Source organism: Hyphomicrobium sp. 802 (assembly GCF_000526135.1).
In the GTDB taxonomy this organism is placed as follows: domain Bacteria; phylum Pseudomonadota; class Alphaproteobacteria; order Rhizobiales; family Hyphomicrobiaceae; genus Hyphomicrobium_B.
In genome coordinates this window covers 473,201-495,176 of record NZ_JAFM01000001.1, presented here as the reverse complement: position 1 = coordinate 495,176, position 21,976 = coordinate 473,201, and the positions used below count along the sequence as shown (strand labels likewise).

Sequence of the window (21,976 nt, the reverse complement as noted above, 5' to 3'; positions counted from 1 at the left end):
CCCTATTTGCCGGCCGAGGGATGGTTGCTCAGATAATCGACGATGGGTGCAACGTCCGCATCAGGGACGGGTGCCTTGTACACGTTGATCATCTTCTTCACGATCCCTTCCCACGTCGCCTTCGATAGACGCGGCTGGACCGTGACCATTCCGGCCGAATGACAGGTTAAACAGTTATTGTTGACAGGGTCCGCACCGGGACCTGAAAACATCCGCTCTCCCGTCGGCAAATCGAAGCTCTCCGACTTGAAGTCGAAACTGTCTTTGGCCTGCGCCGTCGCGCCAAGCAGCATGACGGCACTGAGAACGCCAAAAGTCTGCGCAAAGCGTTGCATGTCATTCTCCTCAAGCCGCAACGAGATCGACGGTCTCGATGACGTTGCGCATAAAGCCCGACGGATTCCAGTTCGGCTTATCCGGCTGTACCTCTCCATCAGTGTTGGTACAGCGAACCATGACGCTCAGCCGCTTGCCGGCATCGATTGACGCGATATTGGCGTTCCACTTTCGGAAGCCGTACTTTCCTTCGTCCGCGCCAAGTTGAGCCGCTTGCCAACTATGGCCGCCATCAACGGACGTTTCGACTTTGGCAACACCACAATCTCCTCCAAAGGCGATGCCGCGAACAGCATTCGGCGCAGATGCTTTGACGTTGGCGACCCGTGCGACATTGGTGAAAAACGAGCGCGGCACCATGCGATTGATCGGAACCATCTTCACGTCCTTCTCGCCCGGCTTGATGTTCGCGCCGGGCGTATCAGGGATGAGATAGGCCTTCTTCGTCCAGAAGTTCTCATCCGGCATGTCGAGAACTTCGATGTCCGCCAGCATCTTCATCCAATAGGTCGCGTACCATCCGGGCACGATGAGCCGCAGCGGAAAACCATTGAGGAAGGGCAGCGGTTCGCCATTCATGGCGTAAGCCACTATCACATCGTCATCGCGCGCATGATCGACCGATAGCGACTTCTTGAAATGCGGGCCGCCATCGATAACCGGGGTCTCAAGTCCGGCGAAGCGCACCTGTACGCTCCCAGCCTTCACCCCCGCCGAGTCGAGGAGATCCTTGAGACGGAAACCCGTCCATTTCGCATTGCCCATCGCGCCATTCGCCCATTGGGCGCCCGGCACACGCGGATCGAAGAGGCCGCGGGAGTTTCCGGAACACTGATTGACGGCGGCAAGCTCGACGCGAGGCAGTTTGCGAACGAGTTCGGATAGCGAAAGCGATAACTCGCGCTCGACGTTGCCATGCACTTTAAGACGGAACGTATCGACATCGACGCTTTCGGGGATGCCCGCCCAATGCCAGCGCACATAGAACTGATCGTTGGGAGTGAAGACGCCCTTATCGAATGTTTCCCACGGCGTCTCCAAAAGTGGCGGCCGCGTCCGCTGCAAGATCATCTTTCCCTTCTGCGGAAACCCAGTCGTCATCTCGCGCTCGCCGCCGCCACCGTAAAGCGGCAGATCAATCGCACCGGCCCACACAGGCGCCGCCATCAAAGCGGCACCTGCCGTGCCAGCGCCGCGCAAAAGCGCCCGCCGCGTCAGCGCGTGCTGATCAAAATCAAAGGACGACATGGACGATCTCCAACAAGAAAAACCGATTGCATTTCTCGTTGCTTGATGAAGACGAGATCGATCGTTTTCGTCCAACAGATCTCTTTGATCGTTTCAATCGCGGTGGCTTTTTGAAGCCGCAAAAACCGGCGCCGATGCCCCCTCTTTGCACGGCACAAAAAGGCCAATTCTGCGCCACATCAGCTCTATTGCGGCCATAGGCTGAAGCTATTGAAGTTGCGACATTTATCCAAATTTTCTATCGCCTGAAGATGCTTATATTGCATCGCGAAAGTTTCGCTTTCGCTGCAACCTACGACCAGGACAACAGATGTCTCTTATCAACACTGCGATCAAACCGTTCAAAGCCCAAGCGTACAAACAGGGCAAATTCGTCGAAGTCTCCGACGCCGACATCAAAGGCAAATGGGCTGTCTTCTTCTTCTATCCAGCCGACTTCACCTTCGTTTGCCCAACCGAACTCGGCGACCTCGCCGACCACTACGCCGAGTTGCAGAAGCTCAGCGTCGAAGTCTTCTCGGTTTCGACCGACACGCACTTCACGCATAAGGCTTGGCACGACAGCTCCGACACGATCGGCAAGATCAAGTACGCGATGATCGGCGACCCGACGGGTGCGATCACCCGCAACTTCGAAGTCATGCGCGAAGGCCAAGGCCTCGCCGACCGCGGCACCTTTATCGTCGATCCGAAGGGCATCATCCAGGCGATGGAAGTGACGGCCGAAGGTATCGGCCGCAACGCCGCCGACCTACTCCGCAAGGTCAAGGCCGCCCAGTACGTCGCTGCGCATCCGGGCGAGGTTTGCCCCGCGAAGTGGGAAGAGGGCCAGAAGACGCTGGCGCCTTCGCTCGAACTCGTCGGCAAGATTTAAGACGACCACGCCTGATGGCCTTCCCACTCCGGGAAGGCCATCGCGGCACCTCTATACACGCACGAACTCAGTCCCCGGACGACGAACAGGATAACGCCATGCTCGACGACGCACTCAAATCCCAGCTCAAAGGCTATTTGGAAAAGGTCGTTCGCCCGATCGAGATTCGCGCCGCAGTCGACGCCAGCGCCAAATCCATCGAGATGGTCAGCCTGTTGACCGACATCACCAACCTCTCCGACAAGATCACGCTGGTCGAAGAGCAGAACAGTCCCGATAGAACGCCATCGTTCGCGCTAACGACTCCTGGCCAGGAGATTAGCCTTCGTTTCGCAGGCATTCCGCTCGGACACGAATTCACATCGCTCGTATTGGCGCTGCTCCAGGTCGGCGGCCACCCGCCCCGCGTCGAGCAGGCCGTCATCGACCAAATCCGTGCGCTCGACGGCGACTTCAGTTTCGAGACCTACTTCTCGCTCTCGTGCCAGAACTGTCCCGATGTCGTTCAGGCACTGAACCTGATGGCCGTCCTCAATCCGCGCATCAAGCACGTCGCGATCGACGGCGGCGTCTTTCCTGAAGAAGTCGAAGCCCGCCAGATCATGTCGGTCCCAACCGTCTATCTGAACGGCGATGTATTCGGCCAGGGCCGCATGGACGCCGAACAGATCCTCGCCAAGCTCGACACTGGCGCAGCCGCGCGCAGTGCCGAGAAGATCAAGGCCCAGGAGCCGTTCGAGGTGCTGGTCGTCGGTGGCGGCCCGGCCGGCGCGGCCGCCGCTATTTACGCTGCTCGCAAAGGCATTCGCACCGGCATCGCCACCGAACGCTTCGGCGGCCAGGTTCTCGACACCGCTGCCATCGAGAACTTTATTTCCGTCCGTCACACCGAAGGCCCGCACCTCGCCGCCGCGCTCGAAGAGCACGTTAAGGAATACGACGTCGAGATCATGAACCTTCAGCGCGCTGAAAAGATTGTCCGCAAGGGCGAGTATCTTGAGGTCGAACTGGCGAACGGCGCAGCGCTGAAATCGAAATCCGTCATCCTCGCGACCGGCGCGCGCTGGCGACAGCTCGGCGTTCCGGGCGAAATGGAATACCGCAACAAGGGCGTCACCTACTGCCCGCACTGCGACGGTCCGCTGTTCAAAGGCAAGCGTGTTGCCGTAATCGGCGGCGGCAACTCGGGGGTCGAGGCGGCAATCGACCTCGCCGGCATCGTCGACCACGTCACACTGCTCGAACTGGACTTTAAGCTTCGCGCCGACGAGGTCCTGCAGCGCAAGCTCCGCAGCCTGCCGAACGTTGACATCATCACCGGCGCCAAGACGGCAAAAGTCGAAGGAGATGGCCAGAAGGTCGTCGGCATCGCCTACGAAAGCCGCTCGACGTCCGACAAGCGCGTGCTGCCGGTCGACGGCATCTTCATTCAGATCGGCCTGTTGCCGAACACGGAATGGCTGAAAGGCGCGCTCGAACTGACGCCGCACGGCGAAATCGTCGTCGACTCGCACAATCGCAGCTCGATGCCCGGCGTATTTGCCGCCGGCGACTGCACCACGACACCCTACAAGCAGATCGTCATCGCCCTCGGCGAAGGCGCCAAAGCCTCGCTTGCGGCCTTTGACCACCTTATCCGCATCTCGGCGCCGGACGAAAAAGAGGTCAAAGCCGCTTAAGCTGATCAAGGCCCTGAACAGAGTATGACACTTCGCGAGCTCGAATATCTGGTCGCACTCGCGAAGTATCGTCATTTCGGGCGTGCCGCCGAGGCGTGCCAGGTCAGCCAGCCGACGCTCTCAGCGCAAATCAAAAAGCTCGAGGACGAACTGGGCGTCGCCCTCGTCGAGCGCGACTCGCGCGGCGTCATCCTGACGTCCTACGGCCACGAAACCGCAACGAGGGCGCGGCAGATTTTAGTTGAAATCCAGCAGCTTAAGGAAAGCGTTCGGCAGAATCGGAACCCCGAGGCAGGCACCGTCCGCCTCGGCATCTTTCCCACGCTCGGCCCCTACCTGCTGCCTCATCTGGTGCCGCGCACCCGGAAGCGCTTCCCCGATCTGGAACTGCTCCTAATCGAGGAAAAAAGCTCTAACCTGCTATCGCGCCTGCGTGACGGTGAAATCGATGCCGCCATTCTCGCTTTGCCGATCAACGACAGCCAGCTGCGCACCGAGTTTCTGTTCGAGGAGCGTTTTCTGCTCGCGGTCTCAACCAGTCATCCGTTGGCGCGTCGAAACTCCATCGGCATCGACGAACTCGTCGATCACGACCTGATGCTGCTGGAGGACGGCCATTGCCTCCGCGATCACGCCCTTGAGGTTTGCCAATTTGCCGGCGCAAACGAGCGATCTTCGTTTCAGGCAACGAGCCTTGAGACTCTCCGGCAAATGGTGAGCGCCGACGTCGGCATCACGCTACTGCCGGAACTTGCGACCCTGAACCAGAGCGCACTCTCAAGCAGTATCCATCTGTTGACGTTCAGTGATTCCGAGCCGAGCCGCCAGATCGCCATGTGTTGGCGCAAAAGCTCAGCACGCGAACCACTCTTCCTGAGCCTCGCCGAGCTGTTCAAGACCTGCGCCAATCAAGTATTGCAGCGACCGGCCGTCTCGCAGACACGCGGCCAATCGCGCCCCGCAGCCCGTCGGAAAATCGCATCCTGACATCAGCAGCGCTGCCGTGCTTCGCTGCAACAGTCCCACACTTTTCACGGATCCAACCTATCCCGGCGATTCCGGCAGCGGCGAATTCGCACTAGTGTTGTCATCGACAACTCAGTCTGGGGGAGATCTGCTGATGATCGATTGGGCCAACAGAGAATTGTCCACCCTTGAAGGTCAGCTTGCGTTCTGGAAAGGCGGCGTGGCGCGCGTTTTCAATGGCCCGGCTTCCGATGACGAGATTACCGAAGCCGTTATCGCAACGCTCGAAAAACACGTCGCCGATTGGCGCGCCCTGATGAGCGAGCATAACATTCCCGTCCAGAAGCTGATCGATACGAACGCTTGACGCGGCGCCATCCCCTTCACGGGAAAACACCACCACGTCTGCTTCGTTTTGTGCTGGGCGCTTAGACTTGCCGCCATGTCGGCTTGGTCGGGTCTGCAAGTTCGATCTTGATCGGCCCCGTGCCGAAAACCGCGACCACGACGGGCTCTTTGATGCCTGCAGGAACGCCGTCGTAATGCATGGTTCTGGCTGTCCGCTTGACGAAACCGCCAGCCGGAACCTGGACGCAGTCCTGTGGTGCAAAATCCGAACCGCTGTTCACCCACCATGTCCCTGACAGAACCATCTGAATGCGGTCCGTCGCGTAGCTATGCGGTGCGCTGAACCAGCCTGGGTTCCACTTCATCAGAACAAGATACGGCCCCGCTTCGTTGAAATCGCCATAGAGCTTGGCCATTTCACCGCTTCCCGCCGGCAGCCCGGTCCAAGGTTCGAATTTGATGTCACCGTGCTGCAAGACGAACGTCTGCTTCGGATCGATCGGCGCGGCGTTCGCAGCTCCCGACGCAAGAGCCAAAGCCGACGACAGAAGAAAAGTGCGGCGTTCCAAAATCATGTCTCCCAATTTCACGTGCATCCCAGCCGCGATGAAGGCCGGCATATGCGAAATATAAATTGCGCACCGCGATATCCCAGTCCGGAAGGCGATCGGGCCGCAATGGCAACATTAAAGGGGATATTTCACTGGCGGCGCAAACGGATACGGGGCCCGGCTTGGGGGTAAGCCGAGCCCCGACTATTGAAGCGGCGCTTGTGGGTGGGGTGAGGGACGGCGCAGCTTCTTGACAAAGCGGACCTGCCTAACGTGAGAGACCATGCCGATAGAGCCACGGATCCGCTTGGCAAAAGTATGTGTGCGCCTCTTGAATTGGTGAGGCCACTCAGCCCGCCGAACTAAGTCAATGCAACGAAATAGGCCGAATAGCCTATGCTATTGCATAAAACCTATGCCGTCCGCCGCTGCGGTAACGCGTCCCTGTCCAGACTTTAAGAAATCCGGCCTTGATATCTTTCTGGATTAAGTTTGAGGGTACTTTCCGCTGTCGCGGAACGAGCGAGATCCGATGCGCCGTGTATCGTTGAAAGTATTGATTGCAGCCGCGATTTCGGTCGTTTCGCTTTTGCTGACGATTGCCGTGTCCTATGTCGTCGGGCACGACGCAGTGAGCCGCCTGGAGCAGGAAATCGGCCAATCTCTGGCGCTGCTCGCTGACGAAATGCAGGACAAGCTCGACCGTGCGATGTTCGAGCGTTTGCAATCTCTCGACAACATGGCGGCGCTCGGCCGTATCCTGCAAAAAACCGACGCACCGGATTCGCTGCGCACGTCTCTCGAAAGATTTCAAAGCGCCTATTCTGATTATTCCTGGATCGGCTTTGCCGATCCCAACGGTAAAATCCTGAGCGCAACGGGCGGCGAATACGAGGGTCATAACGTCAAGAACCAGCTTTGGTTCAGGCGCGGACTAAAAGACGCCTATGTCGGCGACGTCAAACTGCCCAACGCCGCCACCACACAGCGTATTCCCCACGAGGGACGCGGAGCATCGGATTTCATTGATCTTGCCGTTCCGGTTTCGGACGACAAGAAAATCATCGGTGTGCTCGGCGCAACATTGAGCGCCGACTGGGCTGAAGAAGTCCGCGACACGCTTCTCGGCAGCATGAAAGACGCGATCCCCGCTGATGTGATCGTTCTGAACGAAGAGCGCCAAGTTCTGTTCGGGCCTGACGACATCACTGGAAAAACACTCGATTTGCCGAGCATTCGCGCCGCCCGCCCAGGTCATGCCGGCTTTGCCGTCGAACGCTGGCCGGACAACCATGCTTACGTCACCGGTTTTTCGAAAAGCGACGGCTATCGCTCGTATACAGGTTTGAACTGGATCGTCCTGGTACGCGAAAACCAGCGGCAAGCCTTCGCACCCGTCCGCAGCCTCCAGCGGACGATTGTGATCACCGGCACGATCTTTGCGCTTCTTGCAGCCGCGCTTGCATGGGTCCTGGCCAGCAAACTATCGCAACCGTTGCTCCAGCTGGCCGACGTTGCCGAACGCCTGAGACGCGGCCAGAAACTCGAATTCCCGCAGGTCTCAGGCTATCAGGAAGCCCGCGTCCTCTCGCAATCGCTGCGATCCCTCGTGAAGGAATTGGACGCCCAGCGATCATCTCTCGCGGCCGCCAACCAATCGCTGGAAAGTCAGGTACGAGAACGCACACAGCGGCTCGCTGAGCAGAACATAGGCCTTGAACGAGCGAAGGCCGCCGCCGAAAGCGCGACTGAAGCCAAATCGCGCTTCCTCGCCGCTGCCAGCCATGACTTGCGCCAGCCCCTTCACGCCCTGACATTGTTCGCGCGCGCCCTTTCTCGCCGTGTCAGCGGCAACGAGGCGACGACACTCGTGGCGCAAATGGAAGAAGGCCTGCGCGGCCTGAAAGGCATGTTCGATGCGCTGCTGAACGTATCCCGCCTCGACGCGAAACTCATCGAGCCCACGAAAACGCCAGTTTCCATGAGCGAGCTCATCGAACGCATCTCCGTCGGATCGCGCGTCGAAGCTGAGCAAAACGGCTTGAAATTCCTGAGCCGCGGCCGCGATTGGGTAATCGAGACCGATGCTGCACTGCTCGAAACGATTATCCGCAATCTCGTCTCGAACGCGCTGAAATTTACCAAACACGGCGGCGTCATTCTTGCTGCCCGCTGCCGAGAAGGACAGCGCGTCATCGATGTCTACGATACCGGCCCCGGCCTATCGGATGATCGCCGAGAACAGATCTTCGAAGAATTCTCGCGTGCTGCCCATCGCGCTTACGGCGCAAACGACGGCCTTGGCCTGGGACTGTCCATCGCGCGCCGCTACGCCGAGCTGCTCGACATGCGGATCGCCGTCTCCTCAAGACCCGGATACGGCTCGCGTTTTTCCATCGTCCTGCCGAAAAACGCCGTCGTCGAACAAATGCAGCGCCCGCCGGCGCTCACAACGCTGGAGCCCAGCATCAGCGGCATGCGGATTTTGATATTGGACGACGACCCGCTGATCGTCGCTGCACTGACGAAGGACTTGGAAGACCGGGGCAACGTTGCTTTCGGCTACCAACGCAACACCGACGCCGAGGCAGCACTCGACAACGGACTCGTCATTGACGCTGCCGTCCTTGACTTCGATTTGCGCGGCGCTGAAACCGGACTTGAATTCATCAGACGAATGGCAAAGAAATCGGGTGAAGAGATTCCAAGCATCCTGTTATCGGGCGGCACGGATTCTGCGACGCTGGCGATCCTTGCCAAAGCTGGGTTTCCGTGGCTAACGAAACCTGCCGATCCTGAGCTTATCGCAGCGACCCTCGGCGCGATCTTAAAAGCTCACATGAAGTCCAGGAACGGCTTTGATGCTGAATTCGGAGCGGAAATGAATGCCGGTTAATTCAGAGAAACTCATGACAAACAATCAGCGTGATACGGTTTTGGTGGCCGACGATCACGGACTTTACCGTTCGGGTTTCGGCTTCCTGCTGCGCGATCGCATGGGCTTTCGCTCAGTCATCGAAGCCGCAACCTTCGACGCCGCTTTGGATCGCCTGGCGGAAACACCGAACGTCGAGCTTGCTCTTTTCGATCTCGCGATGCCGGGCATTTCCGGGCCTGAGGGCTTGAGCGTCGTCAAGGAGACCTATCCCGGCATTCGCGTCGCCATCGTCTCGGGATCGGAAGAACGCAACGACGTCGTCAAAGCCGTCGCTATGGGCTTGAACGGCTACGTGCCCAAGTCACTCGCCGATGACGAAATCGTCGGTGCATTGCAGGATATCCTGGACGGCCGCGTGTTCGTGCCGCGCTTCATGACATCGGGCGCCGCAGCGGCCGCGATTTCGTCCGCAAAACAGCAGATGCGCTCTGAATCGGCCGGAACCGGAAAGGTGGGGGACCCCGGCGGTGGAGCCACCTACAAATCCATCTCACCGCGCCAACGCGATGTTCTGGACTGCGTCCGCCGGGGCCTTTCGAACAAAGAGATCGCACGTGAGTTGGACATTGCCGAAGGTACGGTGAAAATCCATCTCGCGGCTCTCTTCTCGCATTACGGTGCCCGCAATCGCACCGAACTCGCGACGCGGAGCTAACCGCGCCACGAAAGATGTCGGCATCGCCGCGCTCAACTCATTGCAGAGCCGATGCGATGCATCAGCCATCGATGCAGAATATCCGGATCGAATGGCTTCCGGATGACCGGAAAGGGCGAGGCAACGGCGGCGTAATCGGCATGCCCCGTCGTAATGATGGTCGGCACAGCATGGCCGATCGTAGCTGCGATCGCCTGCGCATCACGAATGCCGCGCATCTGCCCATCAATCTCGATATCGGTGATGATTGCCGCCACTTTGCCCAGCCGATGGCCGAGTGTCCGCACAGCTTCACGCGAAGAACGCGCAGCTACGCAAGAATACCCCCAATCGTCGATCAGCATCGTCAGCGCCATGGACGACCGGTAATCATCCTCTATAACGACGATCAACGGCCGCGCGCAAACATCAGATGCCAGCGAAGCGCAATCGACTGCCATCTCCCGCGTGGGGGTGGTCATCGAAGAGCCTCCTCATTTTTTGCCTGTCCTACAAAGCAATGTGAGGCTCTTTGCCAATGCGTCGCCATTCAGCATGAGGCTATAGGCCGCTCGACATAGCCGAGCAGGAGGGAAATTTTCAATGCGTAGAAAACGTTGGTAGTTCCCAGTCAGCTCCATGGTGGCCGTCGCAAAACATGTTTAAATCGCGCCTCCAGAGTAAGACCTGAACGACATATGAGCGTGAGCGCGAGACATGGCTAACACATTAAAAGCCGGCCCACTGCCGAAGCCGACACGTCGCACTCGCTGGTACAATCCACGTTCGATCGGCCGCTCGATCGTTTTACGACCCCGCGTCGTAATCGGCGCCCTCGTAACAGTTACAGCGCTGTTTCTACTGCCGCCGTCTTTCCGTGGCTCGGTGCGCGAAGCGCTCGCCTGGTGCGCCGGTGGCAGCGCCTACCTCGCCATGGCTTTCTATGTCATGCAAGGATGTCACTCCGACAAAATCCGCACACGGGCCGCGCGCCAGGACGATAGCGGCGTCGTTATCCTTGTTATTGTGCTGATGGCCATGTTCTCAAGCTTCGCAGCAATCTTCGGATTGCTCGTCGAGGCCAAAGCAGCATCCAACGAAGGTAAGCTGTTCTTTGCAGCCCTCGCCGCGGCGACCATCGTCATCTCATGGCTCGTGACTCAAGTCTCCTTCACGATGCATTATGCGCATGAGTATTATGCGCCGGACCACTTCATCGATAAGTCAGACGCCGAGAACTCCCTGACGTTTCCGGGGGACACAAGACCTGACTATTGGGACTTCTTCTATTTCGCGACCTCATTCGGCGCCGCATCGCAGACGTCGGATGTCGTCATCAACAGCAAGTCCATGCGCCGCCTGACGACGCTGCACGCCATCGTCTCGTTCTTTTTCAACACGATGGTCCTCGCGCTGACAATCAATCTCGCCGCGAGTCTGGCTTGACCGAAAGCGCCGCACTTACCGCTTGCGAACGAACACGGTCCCTGCGGAATAGCCGGCGCCGAATGAGCAGATCAACCCTGTCTCGCCCACCGCGAAGTCGCTGTTCGCTTTATGGAAGGCGATGATCGAGCCAGCCGAGCTGGTATTCGCAAACTCATCCAGAATGATGACGTTCTCTTGCGGTGTCGGCACGCGGTCCAGAACTTTCCGGCCAATCATATCGTTCATATTGATGTTGGCCTGATGCAGCCATAGCCGCGTCAGTCTTGTCGGATCGACGCCCAGATCCACAGCATGCGCGATGATCATATCGATCACCATCGGCACGACTTCGCGAAAGACCTTGCGGCCTTCCTGTACGAACAATTTGTCGGCGGCGCCGATGCCTTCCGGCGCACAGCGATTGAGAAAGCCGAAATTGTTTCGGATATTATTCGAAAACTGCGTCTTGAGACGTGCGCCGAGAACAGACCAGCCGCCATCCGCAAGCGTTTCGTCGGTAACAACGATGGCCGTCGCCACGTCGCCGAAGATGAAATGGCTGTCCCGGTCGCAAAAATTGAGATGCCCCGAGCAGATTTCCGGATTGACGACGAGTACGGCCTTTGCCGAACCGCTGGATATAAAGTCGGCCGCCGTCTTGATGCCGAACGTCGCCGACGAGCAGGCGACATTCATGTCGAAGGCAAAGCCTGACACCCCAAGCGCATTCTGCACTTCGATCGCGATGGCCGGATAAGGCCTCTGCATATTCGAAGCCGCACAAATGACTGCTCCGATATCGCGGACATCGCCGCCCCAGCGAGCCAACGCATCCCGAGCCGCCAGGACGGCCATCTCGGCAAGCAGAGAAAGCTCGTCGTTCGAGCGCTCAGGGATTGCCGGGCGCATCACCTTAGGATCGAGAATGCCAGTCTTGTCGACGACGTGCCTCGATTTAATGCCGGAGGCTTTCTCGATAAAATCAGCCGACGACGGAAGCAGCGGCGTGAGCTTGCCCGCCGCGATGTCGGCCGCATGGTCCGCGTTGAAAGCTGCGACATAATCATTGAAGGCGGCCACGAGTTCGTTGTTCGAAATGCTGTCCGGCGGCACGTAAAGGCCCGTCGCAGCGATGACTGGTTGGCTCACGTTCGTTTCCAATGGCACTCCAGGACGCGCGTTGATCCGCACGCCTCTTATAAGTTATGGCGCGCTCGGTGCTGGCAACCGAGCGTCCGCTTGCGAGCGCTTCCCATAGCGCAGCTTGATGCGCTCGCCAATCTCGGCCACTAACTCCCCTCGGCCCGAATGTTCCGCAGGGAACTCAGCGAACAAAATCAAGGCTTAGCACCCATGCGCCTGTTGCAGACGGAACAGCCGTTTGGCATCAGCGAACCTAAAGCTCGTCTCCAGTCCAACGGGAGACGACGCCATGTCCGCAGCCATCTCACCACTTCCGACGACGCCACCCCACGAAACCACCCCGACAAAAACCACGTTTCGGATCGCAGGCGGCCGTACGGGCGTACTGCTGATTCACGGCCTCTGTGGCACCCCTGCTGAAATGCGCTTCGTCGCCCTTGGTCTCGCCCGCGCCGGCTACACCGTACACTGCCCGACACTCGCCGGACACGGCGGCACGCGCGCCGATATCGTCGCAACGACGTGGCGCGATTGGCTTCGCAGCGCCGAATCCGCCCTCGAAGAGCTGCGCCGGGAATGTGAGACTGTTATCGTTGGCGGGCTCTGCCTTGGCAGCATCATTGCGCTACATCTCGCGGCAGACCATCCGGAAAAAGTGCAAGGCGTCGCGCTTTTCTCGCCGACGTTTCAGGTGAACGGCTGGGCAATGCCCTGGTACAGCCGATTGTTCTCGCTCGTGCGCAGCCGCCGCATCGCCAACATGATGCAATTTCCCGACGCCGAGTCTCTCGGCATCAAATGCCCCCGCGTTCGCGATTTCGTCCGCGCTGCTCTTGCAGCGTCCGACGGCTCAGCCCTCGGCACTGTTGGAACGCCGGGTGCCGCACTCTACGAACACCGCCGCCTCGTATCGGCTGTGAAAAAAAGAATTGGAAAAATTTGTCAGCCTGCGTTGATCGTGCATTCCCGCGAAGACGACTACGCCGATCTCAAAAATGCGACGTACCTTCAGACGGCTCTGCATGGCGCCCCCGAACTTCTCGTCCTCGACGATAGCTACCACATGGTCACGCTCGACCGGCAGCGTCATCTCGTGGTGGAAAAGACACGCGCCTTCATCGCACGCATCATGGCGGATCAGGCAGCCGGCGCAGGTGAAAGCAGCTCAGTTCCTCTGCCCACCAAAGCCGCATAGTAAAATGACGCAAGACGCCAGCAAAACGCGAAACTATCGCTGCGCTAACGTCACGACAAATACATCGCGGCCACGCACCGGACATATCGAACTCGAAGGAGCCCGTGCCATCCGCTTAGCGTAGCCGCGTGGGAAACTCCGAATACGCGAAACCTCATTCCGGAGCCCTTATCACCGTAGACGGAAATGGTTGCCATAATGCAAACATCGACAATTATCGTAAAAATGCGCTCCGATCTTAACGCCCGTTTAAGGTATCGGGACGGCGCAACAGCCAATAAATCATCGGCACGGTGAGCATGTGAGGCAGCAGCCTCAACGCCACGTAGAAAAACAGATTGGGAATTCCCGGCACGATGACGCGGTTGCCCCACATGAAACCGCGATACGCACTGCGCGCCACGCCTTCAGGTGACATCGGTGGCAGGACATATCGATAAAGCGATCTCTCGGCACCCATCTCTTCATGAAACGCCGTATTCACCGGCCCTGGCAGCAGCGCGCTCATGCGCACGCCCTGGCCTGCGATTTCACTCGCGATCGCTTCCGTCAGCGAAACGACATAGGCTTTGCTGGCATAATAAGCGGCTTGGTTGGGACCTGGAATGCTCGCCCCGAGTGAAGCGATATTCAGTACGCCACCTTGGCCGCGCGCGAGCATGTCGGGAAGCGCCGAGCGTGTCAGCCGTGTGACGGTCTCAACATTGAGAGCGACGAGCTTCGATAGCTCCGTTTCCGACTGATCGACGAACGGCCCTGCGAGCCCCAGGCCCGCATTGTTCACCAAAACGTCGAGATAGAGACCAGAGCGAGCGAGCGCGGCCGAAATCACGTTCATCGCGCTGGCTTCGCCGACGTCGCACAAGATCACCACGACATCCGCACCCGTCGCGGCTTTAAGCGCGGCGGAGGCTTCCTCCAGGCCAGCTGCATTCCGCGCCACAATCGCCGTCTTGTGTCCGGCCTCGAGAAACCGCTGCGCGAGAGCAAGACCGATGCCGCGCGATCCCCCCGTAACGACGACGGCGGGCTCAAAGCCCGCCACCTCTTGTCGTGATTTGAGCATCTCCGCCCGTCTGCGCGAATGACGCCACGGCAACAGCCGCGTATACCAGGGCGGCGACGTGTTGTGCATAGTCTGGATACGCTCCGCTGACGGCTCTCCCGACGCCAGCGAAACTACGGAATGCCCCGGCGCCTCGCAAGGCCGCGAGCCGCAGGAGTCCCTCAGGTTGTCCGCACCGACGGCGACAGCACGTTGCGATCGTCCTTCGGTTGCAGCCTCTGCAGAAGATAGTCGAGAGAGATCGGTCCCGGCCCCGCAACGGCCAACCAGCCAAACAGCGCCATGTATGACATCTCTTCAAACCCCGCGAGCGTTTCGAAAGAATCGACCTGATCCAGTTTGGCGCTGATGATCGCGACGATCATGACGACCACGAGCGGAACGGCAGCGATCCGCGTAAAGAGCCCGAGCAGAAGAAAGAGGCCGCCGAAAAATTCCACGCCCGAAACGAATGGCGTCATGATCTCCGGAAACGGGATTCCCCATGACGCAAAATTTGCCGTTATTTGCGGCAGCGCATGCAGCTTCTCCCAGCCGCTCCACATGAAGACCCATCCCACCACGATGCGCGCAAAGAGCGGCGGCAACCATAAGAAGACCCGAGAGAGCTTCTCCGGAACGGAGATCAACCAGTGCGTGAGAAATTTCATCGGTTTTGCCTTCAGTTGGAGGACGAGGCGGGATTTCCCGCGCGACTGAAAGGCACTTACGAGCCGCCTCGCTTGCTGGTTACAGCCAATCCGGAATAATTTGGCGCGTCGCTAGTGCACCCATTGTCGTGCGCAAGGACGGGGGCCTCAATTTTTTTTCCAAATCCGGAAACATCCCCCGCAGGGCAGCCGTAACCACCCTCGTGACCAGGTTTCGGCCCGGCACAAACGACAGCGTGGAAACACAATACCTTCCAAAGGGAAAACACCATGAAGATCAGTGTAAAGTCTGGTTCGGCCCTCGCAGCCGCAGCAGCATCTCTCATGCTCGCGAATGCCGTTGTCTCGACGGTTGCGTATGCCGATGAAGCCATGGGCCACTGCGTCGGCGCCAACGCCTGCAAGGGTCAGAGCGCTTGCAAGAGCGCGACGAACGCTTGCAAAGGCCAGAACGCCTGCAAGGGTCAGGGCTTCACCGAGACGACCAAGGAAGGCTGCACGACCGGCCATTTCGAACCGGCGAAGTAAACACGCGAAGGTAAAAAACGCCGCCTCCAGCGCGGCGTTTTTTATCTCGCTGAGACGATCCTCCAAACCACATGACTATGAGAACGAGGCCGATAGATGTCGCTCAGATATTTTGCGCAGGCTGCCTTGGCGCTGGCTATGATGACGCTGACTGCGGCCGGCGCGGCAGCAGCCGAGCGCAAGACTTTCGATGAAAAAGATTTCGCCGCCGCACAGGCACAGGGCAAGCCGATCCTCATCGATATCTCGGCGACATGGTGCCCGACGTGTCAGGCGCAAAAGCCCATTATCCAAAAGCTGTCCGCCGAGCCGCAGTATAAGAACCTCAAGATTTTCGACGTCGATTTCGACACCCGCAAGGATGTTTTGCGAAAGTTCGGCGCTCAGGTTCAAAGCACGCTGATCGTTTTCAAGGGTGACAAGGAAACGGGCCGCTCCGTCGGCGCCACCAGTGAAAGCGCGATCGACGGCTTGATGCGCAAGGCCCTCTGAGGACGGTTCCGATGCTCGTATCCTTCGCCTTGGCCTTCGTCGCCGGTGTTCTATCCGTCCTGTCGCCGTGCGTTCTGCCCCTCGTCCCGATCGTGATGGCGACCGCGGCGTCGGCCCATCGCCATGGGCCGTTCGCATTGGCAGCAGGCGTTGCGATTTCCTTCGTCGCGATCAGCCTGTTCGTCGCGACCGTCGGTTTCGCGATCGGCCTGGACGGCACCTTCTTCCGTTTCATTGCCGCTTCGCTTTTGATCGTGATCGGCGCCGTTCTGGTGATCCCCGTCCTGCAGCAACGGTTCGCCGTTGCCGCCGGACCGATCTCGAACTGGGCGGATCAAACACTTGGCGGCTACGCTGGTCCCGGCATTCTTGGTCAGTTCGGCGTGGGTCTCGTTCTCGGCGCCGTCTGGAGCCCATGCGTCGGCCCGACGCTCGGCGCCGCCTCGCTGCTCGCGGCTCAGGGCAAGGACCTTGGCCAGGTCACTATCACGATGCTCGCATTCGGCTTTGGCGCCGTCGTTCCGCTACTCGTCTTGGGCGCGTTGTCGCGTGAAATCCTCAATCGCTGGCGGGACACGCTCGCCTCCGCGGGCTCAGGCGGGAAATATGTTCTGGGCGGCGTCCTCATTCTAACTGGCCTCGCCATCCTGACGGGTTTTGATAAGACACTCGAAGCCCAGATCGTCGCTGCGTCCCCGGCCTGGCTGACGGCGCTGACCACCAGGTTCTAGGACAAAAGGATTTTTGTCATGCTCGGTGCAACGAAAGCAAAAGTCGCTGCCGATCTAAGGCCCGCGCCCGAGGGCAAGCCACGATACCTTGGCTACGGTCTTGGACTGCGGTCCCAGCACTATGCCGACATCCTGAATGGCGACCCCGACCTCGACTGGTTCGAGGTAATTTCGGAAAACTACATGGTGCCGGGCGGCCAACCGCTGAAAATTCTCGATCAAATCCGCGCCCGCTATCCGATCGTCATGCACGGCGTTTCGCTGTCGATCGCATCCACTGCGCCGTTCGACCCCAACTACCTGAAGCAGCTCAAAGCCCTCGCCGATCGTACCGAGCCGGTATTCGTCTCCGATCATCTCTGCTGGACGGGCGTGCACGGCGTGAACCTGCATGACCTGCTACCGTTTCCGTATACGCGCGAAGCCCTCGACCACGTCGTAGCACGCATTCAGCACGTGCAGGACTATCTCAAACGGCCGCTGGCGCTTGAAAACGTCTCGTCCTACGTCCAGTTTCGAAACTCCGAGATGCCTGAATGGGAATTCATCGCCGAGATGACGAAACGGACCGGCTGCTGGCTCGTCTTCGACGTCAACAACGTCTACGTCAGCGCCTTTAATCACGAATACGATCCGTATGAGTTCATGGCCGGAATTCCCGCCGATCGCGTCGTGCAGTTTCATCTGGCGGGCCATGAGCACAACATGACCCACATTATCGACACCCACGATGCGCTCGTGTGCGACGAGGTTTGGACACTCTATAAGGCGGCACTCGAGCGTTTCGGCCCCGTCTCGACGATCATCGAACGCGATGACGACATTCCCCCACTCGACGTAATGCTGGAAGAACTCGGCAAGGCGCGCCTTCTTGCCGAAGACGTATTCTCTGCATAGCGGGAGCGATCGACATCCTCATGCCGCCAACCATCGCTCCAGAGAAACCAGCCGAACGCGTCGAGCACGCACCTGCGCCGACGCTCAGCGAAATGCAGGCCGCATTCCAGCAGGCGGTCATGCACGGCGACGACACGGTGCTGAACGAACTCCTGGATAATTCGCGCACGAACCGCAATGTCCTGTTCGGCGTCTATCGCCACGCTTACGCTGCACGTCTTATTGAAGTGCTCCGCAACGATCATCCGCTGTTGCACGCCTATCTGGGCGATGACGCCTTCATCGAGATCGCCAAGGCCTACGTGGCGGCCTGCCCCTCACGAAACCAGAATGCGCGCTGGTTTTCTCATCGCCTGCCAGAGTTTCTTTCGGAAACGCACCCAGAAGCTCCTCAGCTCGGAGAGTTCGCGGCTCTCGAACGTGCGCTGAACGATGCGTTCGATGCTCCCGACGCTGAGCCGCTCGCGCTATCGGATCTCGCCGCAGTCCCGCCCGAACAGTGGTCGGACCTCGTCTTCAGCGCCCACCCGTCCACCTGTCGCCTCGCCTTGACCAGCAACGCGCACGCTCTGTGGATAGCGCTGAAAAATGACGAGACACCACCTCCGGTTGAGCTTCGCGTGCGGCCGGAAAGCGTCATCGTCTGGCGTCACGAGACGACGCCCAAAGTCCGCCGCATGCCCGACGAAGAAGCCATGATGTGGACCGAAGCGATGAATGGCGTTCCGTTCGGCGGCTTGTGCGAACTCGTCGCCGTCTACGACGACCCTGATACCGCGTCCTTGCGGGCCGCCCAACATCTACAGGGCTGGATCCTGTCCGGCCTCCTCGCGAAATCTCCGCGCGAAGATTAATTTCACCGGAATACGGCAAACGACCCTGAAGCCGCCTAATCCAAACCAAATTCTTTCGTTCTCTGGCCCGGACTTATAGAGGTCTCACGGGCACGAAACGTTTGAAATGCGGGGAGCCGGACGTCCGGAAGATATCCGGATGTTCCGATCTTATAAAATCGGGGTGGGCGACGTGACATTTGCGGGGTTGGGACTTTACGTGCGCGCATTGGGACAGCGGCCACTGCAGCGCCTGGCTGGCATCATCGCGCTATTGCTTGTTCTGTGCGTCGGTCCCAGCACCGCGCCGGCAGCAGTGCAAGCCATCGATGACGCCGACGCCGCCCAGCGGCCGCCGGTTGCCGTGCCGATTTTCTTTTCATCAAACACTGACGATTGCTACAGCAGCGGCATCGTCACCGCGATCAAACGCATAGCAACGCTCGCGCAGAACTATATCAACCGTACCGGGGGCATCGCCGGACGAAAGCTCATCGTCTCCCTTTACGATGACAAAGGCGACACGCAGCGCGCCACCGCAAATCTTGCCGAAGCCATCTCTGATCCTCAAACCGTCGGCATGGTTGGCATGACGAACGCAACGCGCGCCAAGGCAGCGCTCGACGCCGACGGAAAGGCTCTGAGCGCCAGCGGCATTCCGTTTTTGTCGGACATCTCGGTCACAAGCCTCATCGCCAACTACCCTTCCGTCTTCACGACGCGTCCGTCGGAAGACGAAGAGCGGATGCCGATCATCACTGCATTCATCAAGGAAATGAAATACACGAAGGTCGCGTTCGTGGGCCTCGACGGGAACGTCTTCAGTGCGAACCTCGGAGATTCGGTGAAGAAGTTTCTTGGCGATGATGCTGTCGTTTCAGATCGCCGCCTCAAGCTCACCGATGACAAGCTCAACCCAGCCGATATCGCCGCAACCGTCGAAGAGCTGAAGGCCAAATCGCCGGAGCTGGTTTTCCTTTCGGTCGGCGGCAAACGCCTGAAAGATGTTTTCAGCCAACTCAAGGCCGCCGGTTACACGCCGCCCCTCTTCGTCACCGGACGCGCCGAAATGCTGACAGCCAAAGGCAACGGCAGCTATCCCAACGACATCTATTTGATGGCGTTCGATGGATTTCCCGACGTCTACAGTGAACGCCTCCGCGACCTGCTGTTGACGTCGATCCATCCGGAGTATTGGGTCTTCGAAGGCGCAAAGAACGACGCTGCACCCGGTTGGAAGGACGGCACCTGTAAAGTTCGCGACGACGACCTCCCGCCTAATCCGCTTGAAGATGACAACATACGCGCCCTGCAAACGGCGATGCGCTACGCCGACATGATCCGGCTCATCGCCGAGGCTGCGCGCTCAGCGCCTGCGGCAGCCAACGTCTCCGATCTCCGCGAATTCATCGTCAATGAAATCGGCACGACGTATGCTGCCGGTAAGGGCGTTTTCAAAGGCAGGTTTGGCAACTGGTCGTTTAGGCCGGCATCGCGGGCTGCAGCGCGGGCGCCTCTGATCGTCATGTTGCCACGCGGTCTCGGGCATGCCCAACTGGCCCCGTTCCAGTTTCTGCGTCTGCGGACCAACACGATGAAGCGGATAGATACGCTGTACGCCGACATCGACCTTATTCACGCCGACCAGATCGACGACAACAATCAGACGTTCCTCGCCGATTTCTATATTTCGATGAATGACCGCAACGGCGCTTCGATCGACCAGATCGAATTTTCGAACGCCTATCTCGATCCGGGCTCGAACAATCGTGAGATCACAATTCAGCCCATTCATGACGGCGGGAAGAGCGACGCCTACCCGGACCACATGAAAATCTATCAGGTGACGGGCAAGTTCCTCTACTCACCGAATTTGCGGAACTACCCGTTCGACACCCAGCGCTTTTCAATCGACATTCAGCCCAAGCACGGCAATGCCGCGTTCATCGTCCAGCCGCCGCCGACGAGCCTGCGCGACAAGTCAGTCACCGTCGACGGCTGGGACCCGAAAGATAAGTACGTCGGCTATGACGAGGATTTTGTCCGCACCGTCGATGCTCAAACGCTGGAACCAAGCGTCGTCCCATTCTACAAGGCGAGCTTCGTCTGGCTGATGAAACGGCAAACGACCGACTATGTTCTCCGCGTCGTCGTTCCGTTGGGCTTCATTCTGTTCATCGCCTATCTGTCGATCTTCATTTCGACGCATCACTTCGAGGCGATCGTGACGATCCAGGTGACAGCACTTCTCTCGGCCGTCGCGCTTTATCTGGCGTTGCCGAAGCTCGACGCCAATATCGAAACCCTCTCCGACCGTTTGTTCCTATTCACGTACCTCGTGTTAAGCGTCATCATCGCCATCACCATCGCGCGGGTGAACAGACGCATCGAACCAATCGGCTGGCTCAAGAAAGGCTTAGCATTCCTGCACATCACCCTTATCCCGGTGATGACGGCAGCCATGGCCTACTATGTGTATCAGGCGAGCATCGCCTGATGCTTAGGCCGCGATGGCGTCTGAGCGAATTTTTTCGACGAGCTTCGTAAAAGCGGCGACGGCTGGGTTGCGCGTCTGCGCAGCCCCTGCCCGTCCGCTGCATGCCGCGACGAGATCCCAGGCGATATGGGGCTTTTTCAAAGTCGCGACGCCAAGCTTCGGCGACTTCGCCGCCGCGATGCGCGCACAAGCAAATGTCTTGGGAACCAAGGCGATCCCAAAACCATAAGCGACAAGATCGAGCAGCACCTGGATGTCACCGACTTCAAGCACCGATCTGCGTGAAACGTTGGTACTCGCAAACGCCCGATCAACGATCTTGCGCGTCCCCTTGTCCGGCTGAAAATCGACGAATGTTTCCTCCGCCAGACTTTCGAGCGGCACGTTCTCAGCCCCCGCGATCGGGTGCCCCATCGGGTGAACAACAACCAGATGATCCGACGCAATCGGAATGGTGACGATCTCGCGACTCTTCTCGTAGAGCGGAAAAAACCCGATATCGACGCTGCCGTCCTTGACCGACTCCATCAGCTTGGTCGCCGTGCCGTGGCAAAGCTTGATTTCGACGCTCGGATGCAGGGCATGAAATTCGCCGAGGAGCTGCGGCAGATCGAAGAAGGCATGAAGACTGCCGCACGTCCCGACGCTGAGCGTCCCCCGCTCCAGGCCATTGATCGCAGCAACGGCCCGCCGCGCCTCCTTGATCCCGGCAATGATCTCCTGCGCCTTCTCGTAAAGCACGCGCCCCGCGACGGTCAGCTCGACCTTGCGGGTGGTCCGCACGAACAGCGGCGCTCCCATCTCCTGTTCCAGCGCGCGGATCGACGCAGACAGACCAGACTGAACAATGTTCACTTTGCGTGCGGCGCGCGTAAAATGCTGTTCGTCCGCGGCCGCCACGAAATGTTCGAGCTGTCTAAGGTCCATGGTTCAGCACCATCC

Annotated in this window: 22 protein-coding genes; 14 read left to right on the top strand and 8 right to left on the bottom strand. The window is 59.0% G+C overall.

The window, feature by feature from the left end:
- Nucleotides 1-2: 2 nt before the first annotated feature.
- Together HYP802_RS0102510 and HYP802_RS0102505 are read right to left on the bottom strand one after the other, a co-directional pair.
- On the bottom strand, nt 3-335 hold the full coding sequence (locus tag HYP802_RS0102510; protein WP_013950454.1) for a cytochrome c: 333 nt from the start codon (nt 333-335) through the stop codon (nt 3-5).
- A 10-nt stretch (nt 336-345) separates the two neighbouring features.
- Nucleotides 346-1,584 (bottom strand): molybdopterin-dependent oxidoreductase, encoded by a 1,239-nt coding sequence (locus tag HYP802_RS0102505; protein WP_013950453.1) that lies wholly within the window; start codon nt 1,582-1,584, stop codon nt 346-348.
- Nucleotides 1,585-1,894: 310 nt separating this feature from the next.
- On the opposite strand from HYP802_RS0102505, the gene ahpC reads away from it, so the two are divergent.
- From ahpC to HYP802_RS0102485, 4 genes are all read left to right on the top strand, one after another.
- Nucleotides 1,895-2,458: an alkyl hydroperoxide reductase subunit C gene (ahpC, locus tag HYP802_RS0102500; protein ID WP_013950452.1), complete on the top strand. Its 564-nt coding sequence runs from the start codon at nt 1,895-1,897 to the stop codon at nt 2,456-2,458.
- 98 nt (nt 2,459-2,556) lie between these two features.
- Nucleotides 2,557-4,137, top strand: coding sequence for an alkyl hydroperoxide reductase subunit F (gene ahpF / locus HYP802_RS0102495; RefSeq protein ID WP_013950451.1), 1,581 nt, complete (start codon nt 2,557-2,559; stop codon nt 4,135-4,137).
- A gap of 24 nt (nt 4,138-4,161) precedes the next feature.
- Nucleotides 4,162-5,124, top strand: a complete 963-nt coding sequence (locus tag HYP802_RS0102490) for a LysR substrate-binding domain-containing protein (RefSeq protein ID WP_013950450.1) — start codon at nt 4,162-4,164, stop codon at nt 5,122-5,124.
- A gap of 133 nt (nt 5,125-5,257) precedes the next feature.
- On the top strand, nt 5,258-5,470 hold the full coding sequence (locus tag HYP802_RS0102485; protein WP_013950449.1) for a hypothetical protein: 213 nt from the start codon (nt 5,258-5,260) through the stop codon (nt 5,468-5,470).
- 61 nt (nt 5,471-5,531) lie between these two features.
- Here the strand turns inward: HYP802_RS0102485 and HYP802_RS0102480 are convergent, their stop codons facing one another.
- Nucleotides 5,532-6,020, bottom strand: a complete 489-nt coding sequence (locus tag HYP802_RS0102480; protein WP_197022707.1) for a tat pathway signal sequence — start codon at nt 6,018-6,020, stop codon at nt 5,532-5,534.
- Between the two features lie 514 nt (nt 6,021-6,534).
- Between HYP802_RS0102480 and HYP802_RS0102475 the strand changes: the two genes are divergently transcribed.
- A complete protein-coding gene (locus HYP802_RS0102475) occupies nt 6,535-8,898 on the top strand; it encodes an ATP-binding protein (protein ID WP_024275078.1) in 2,364 nt (787 codons plus the stop codon).
- A 13-nt stretch (nt 8,899-8,911) separates the two neighbouring features.
- Nucleotides 8,912-9,595, top strand: a complete 684-nt coding sequence (locus tag HYP802_RS0102470; RefSeq protein ID WP_024275077.1) for a response regulator transcription factor — start codon at nt 8,912-8,914, stop codon at nt 9,593-9,595.
- Between the two features lie 32 nt (nt 9,596-9,627).
- Here HYP802_RS0102470 and HYP802_RS0102465 read toward each other — a convergent pair whose 3' ends face one another.
- Nucleotides 9,628-10,056 carry a response regulator gene (locus HYP802_RS0102465; RefSeq protein WP_013950443.1) on the bottom strand — a complete coding sequence of 143 codons (429 nt, stop codon included), beginning with the start codon at nt 10,054-10,056 and terminating at the stop codon, nt 9,628-9,630.
- Between the two features lie 235 nt (nt 10,057-10,291).
- On the opposite strand from HYP802_RS0102465, the gene HYP802_RS0102460 reads away from it, so the two are divergent.
- Nucleotides 10,292-11,020, top strand: a complete 729-nt coding sequence (locus HYP802_RS0102460; RefSeq protein WP_029670718.1) for a DUF1345 domain-containing protein — start codon at nt 10,292-10,294, stop codon at nt 11,018-11,020.
- 15 nt (nt 11,021-11,035) lie between these two features.
- Here HYP802_RS0102460 and HYP802_RS0102455 read toward each other — a convergent pair whose 3' ends face one another.
- Entirely contained in the window at nt 11,036-12,151 is a 1,116-nt protein-coding gene (locus HYP802_RS0102455; RefSeq protein ID WP_024275075.1) for a beta-ketoacyl-ACP synthase III, read from the bottom strand.
- 283 nt (nt 12,152-12,434) lie between these two features.
- On the opposite strand from HYP802_RS0102455, the gene HYP802_RS0102450 reads away from it, so the two are divergent.
- Nucleotides 12,435-13,340, top strand: coding sequence for an alpha/beta fold hydrolase (locus HYP802_RS0102450; RefSeq protein ID WP_024275074.1), 906 nt, complete (start codon nt 12,435-12,437; stop codon nt 13,338-13,340).
- 238 nt (nt 13,341-13,578) lie between these two features.
- Here HYP802_RS0102450 and HYP802_RS22000 read toward each other — a convergent pair whose 3' ends face one another.
- Both HYP802_RS22000 and HYP802_RS0102440 read right to left on the bottom strand, forming a co-directional pair.
- A complete protein-coding gene (locus HYP802_RS22000; protein WP_024275073.1) occupies nt 13,579-14,475 on the bottom strand; it encodes an SDR family oxidoreductase in 897 nt (298 codons plus the stop codon).
- 92 nt (nt 14,476-14,567) lie between these two features.
- On the bottom strand, nt 14,568-15,056 hold the full coding sequence (locus HYP802_RS0102440) for a DoxX family protein (RefSeq protein ID WP_013950438.1): 489 nt from the start codon (nt 15,054-15,056) through the stop codon (nt 14,568-14,570).
- A gap of 270 nt (nt 15,057-15,326) precedes the next feature.
- Between HYP802_RS0102440 and HYP802_RS0102435 the strand changes: the two genes are divergently transcribed.
- The 6 genes from HYP802_RS0102435 (at nt 15,327) to HYP802_RS0102410 (ending at nt 21,034) form a co-directional block, all read left to right on the top strand.
- Nucleotides 15,327-15,584: a hypothetical protein gene (locus HYP802_RS0102435; RefSeq protein ID WP_013950437.1), complete on the top strand. Its 258-nt coding sequence runs from the start codon at nt 15,327-15,329 to the stop codon at nt 15,582-15,584.
- Between the two features lie 96 nt (nt 15,585-15,680).
- Entirely contained in the window at nt 15,681-16,076 is a 396-nt protein-coding gene (locus tag HYP802_RS0102430) for a thioredoxin family protein (protein WP_013950435.1), read from the top strand.
- Nucleotides 16,077-16,087: 11 nt separating this feature from the next.
- Complete coding sequence (locus HYP802_RS0102425; protein ID WP_013950434.1) at nt 16,088-16,807, top strand: cytochrome c biogenesis CcdA family protein; 720 nt, start codon at nt 16,088-16,090, stop codon at nt 16,805-16,807.
- A gap of 18 nt (nt 16,808-16,825) precedes the next feature.
- Nucleotides 16,826-17,704, top strand: a complete 879-nt coding sequence (locus HYP802_RS0102420) for a DUF692 domain-containing protein (RefSeq protein WP_013950433.1) — start codon at nt 16,826-16,828, stop codon at nt 17,702-17,704.
- Nucleotides 17,705-17,724: 20 nt separating this feature from the next.
- Entirely contained in the window at nt 17,725-18,558 is an 834-nt protein-coding gene (locus tag HYP802_RS0102415; protein WP_024275072.1) for a DNA-binding domain-containing protein, read from the top strand.
- A gap of 139 nt (nt 18,559-18,697) precedes the next feature.
- Nucleotides 18,698-21,034: an ABC transporter substrate-binding protein gene (locus HYP802_RS0102410; RefSeq protein WP_029670715.1), complete on the top strand. Its 2,337-nt coding sequence runs from the start codon at nt 18,698-18,700 to the stop codon at nt 21,032-21,034.
- A gap of 3 nt (nt 21,035-21,037) precedes the next feature.
- Here HYP802_RS0102410 and HYP802_RS0102405 read toward each other — a convergent pair whose 3' ends face one another.
- Nucleotides 21,038-21,961 carry a LysR family transcriptional regulator gene (locus tag HYP802_RS0102405; protein WP_024275070.1) on the bottom strand — a complete coding sequence of 308 codons (924 nt, stop codon included), beginning with the start codon at nt 21,959-21,961 and terminating at the stop codon, nt 21,038-21,040.
- Nucleotides 21,962-21,976: the final 15 nt, after the last annotated feature.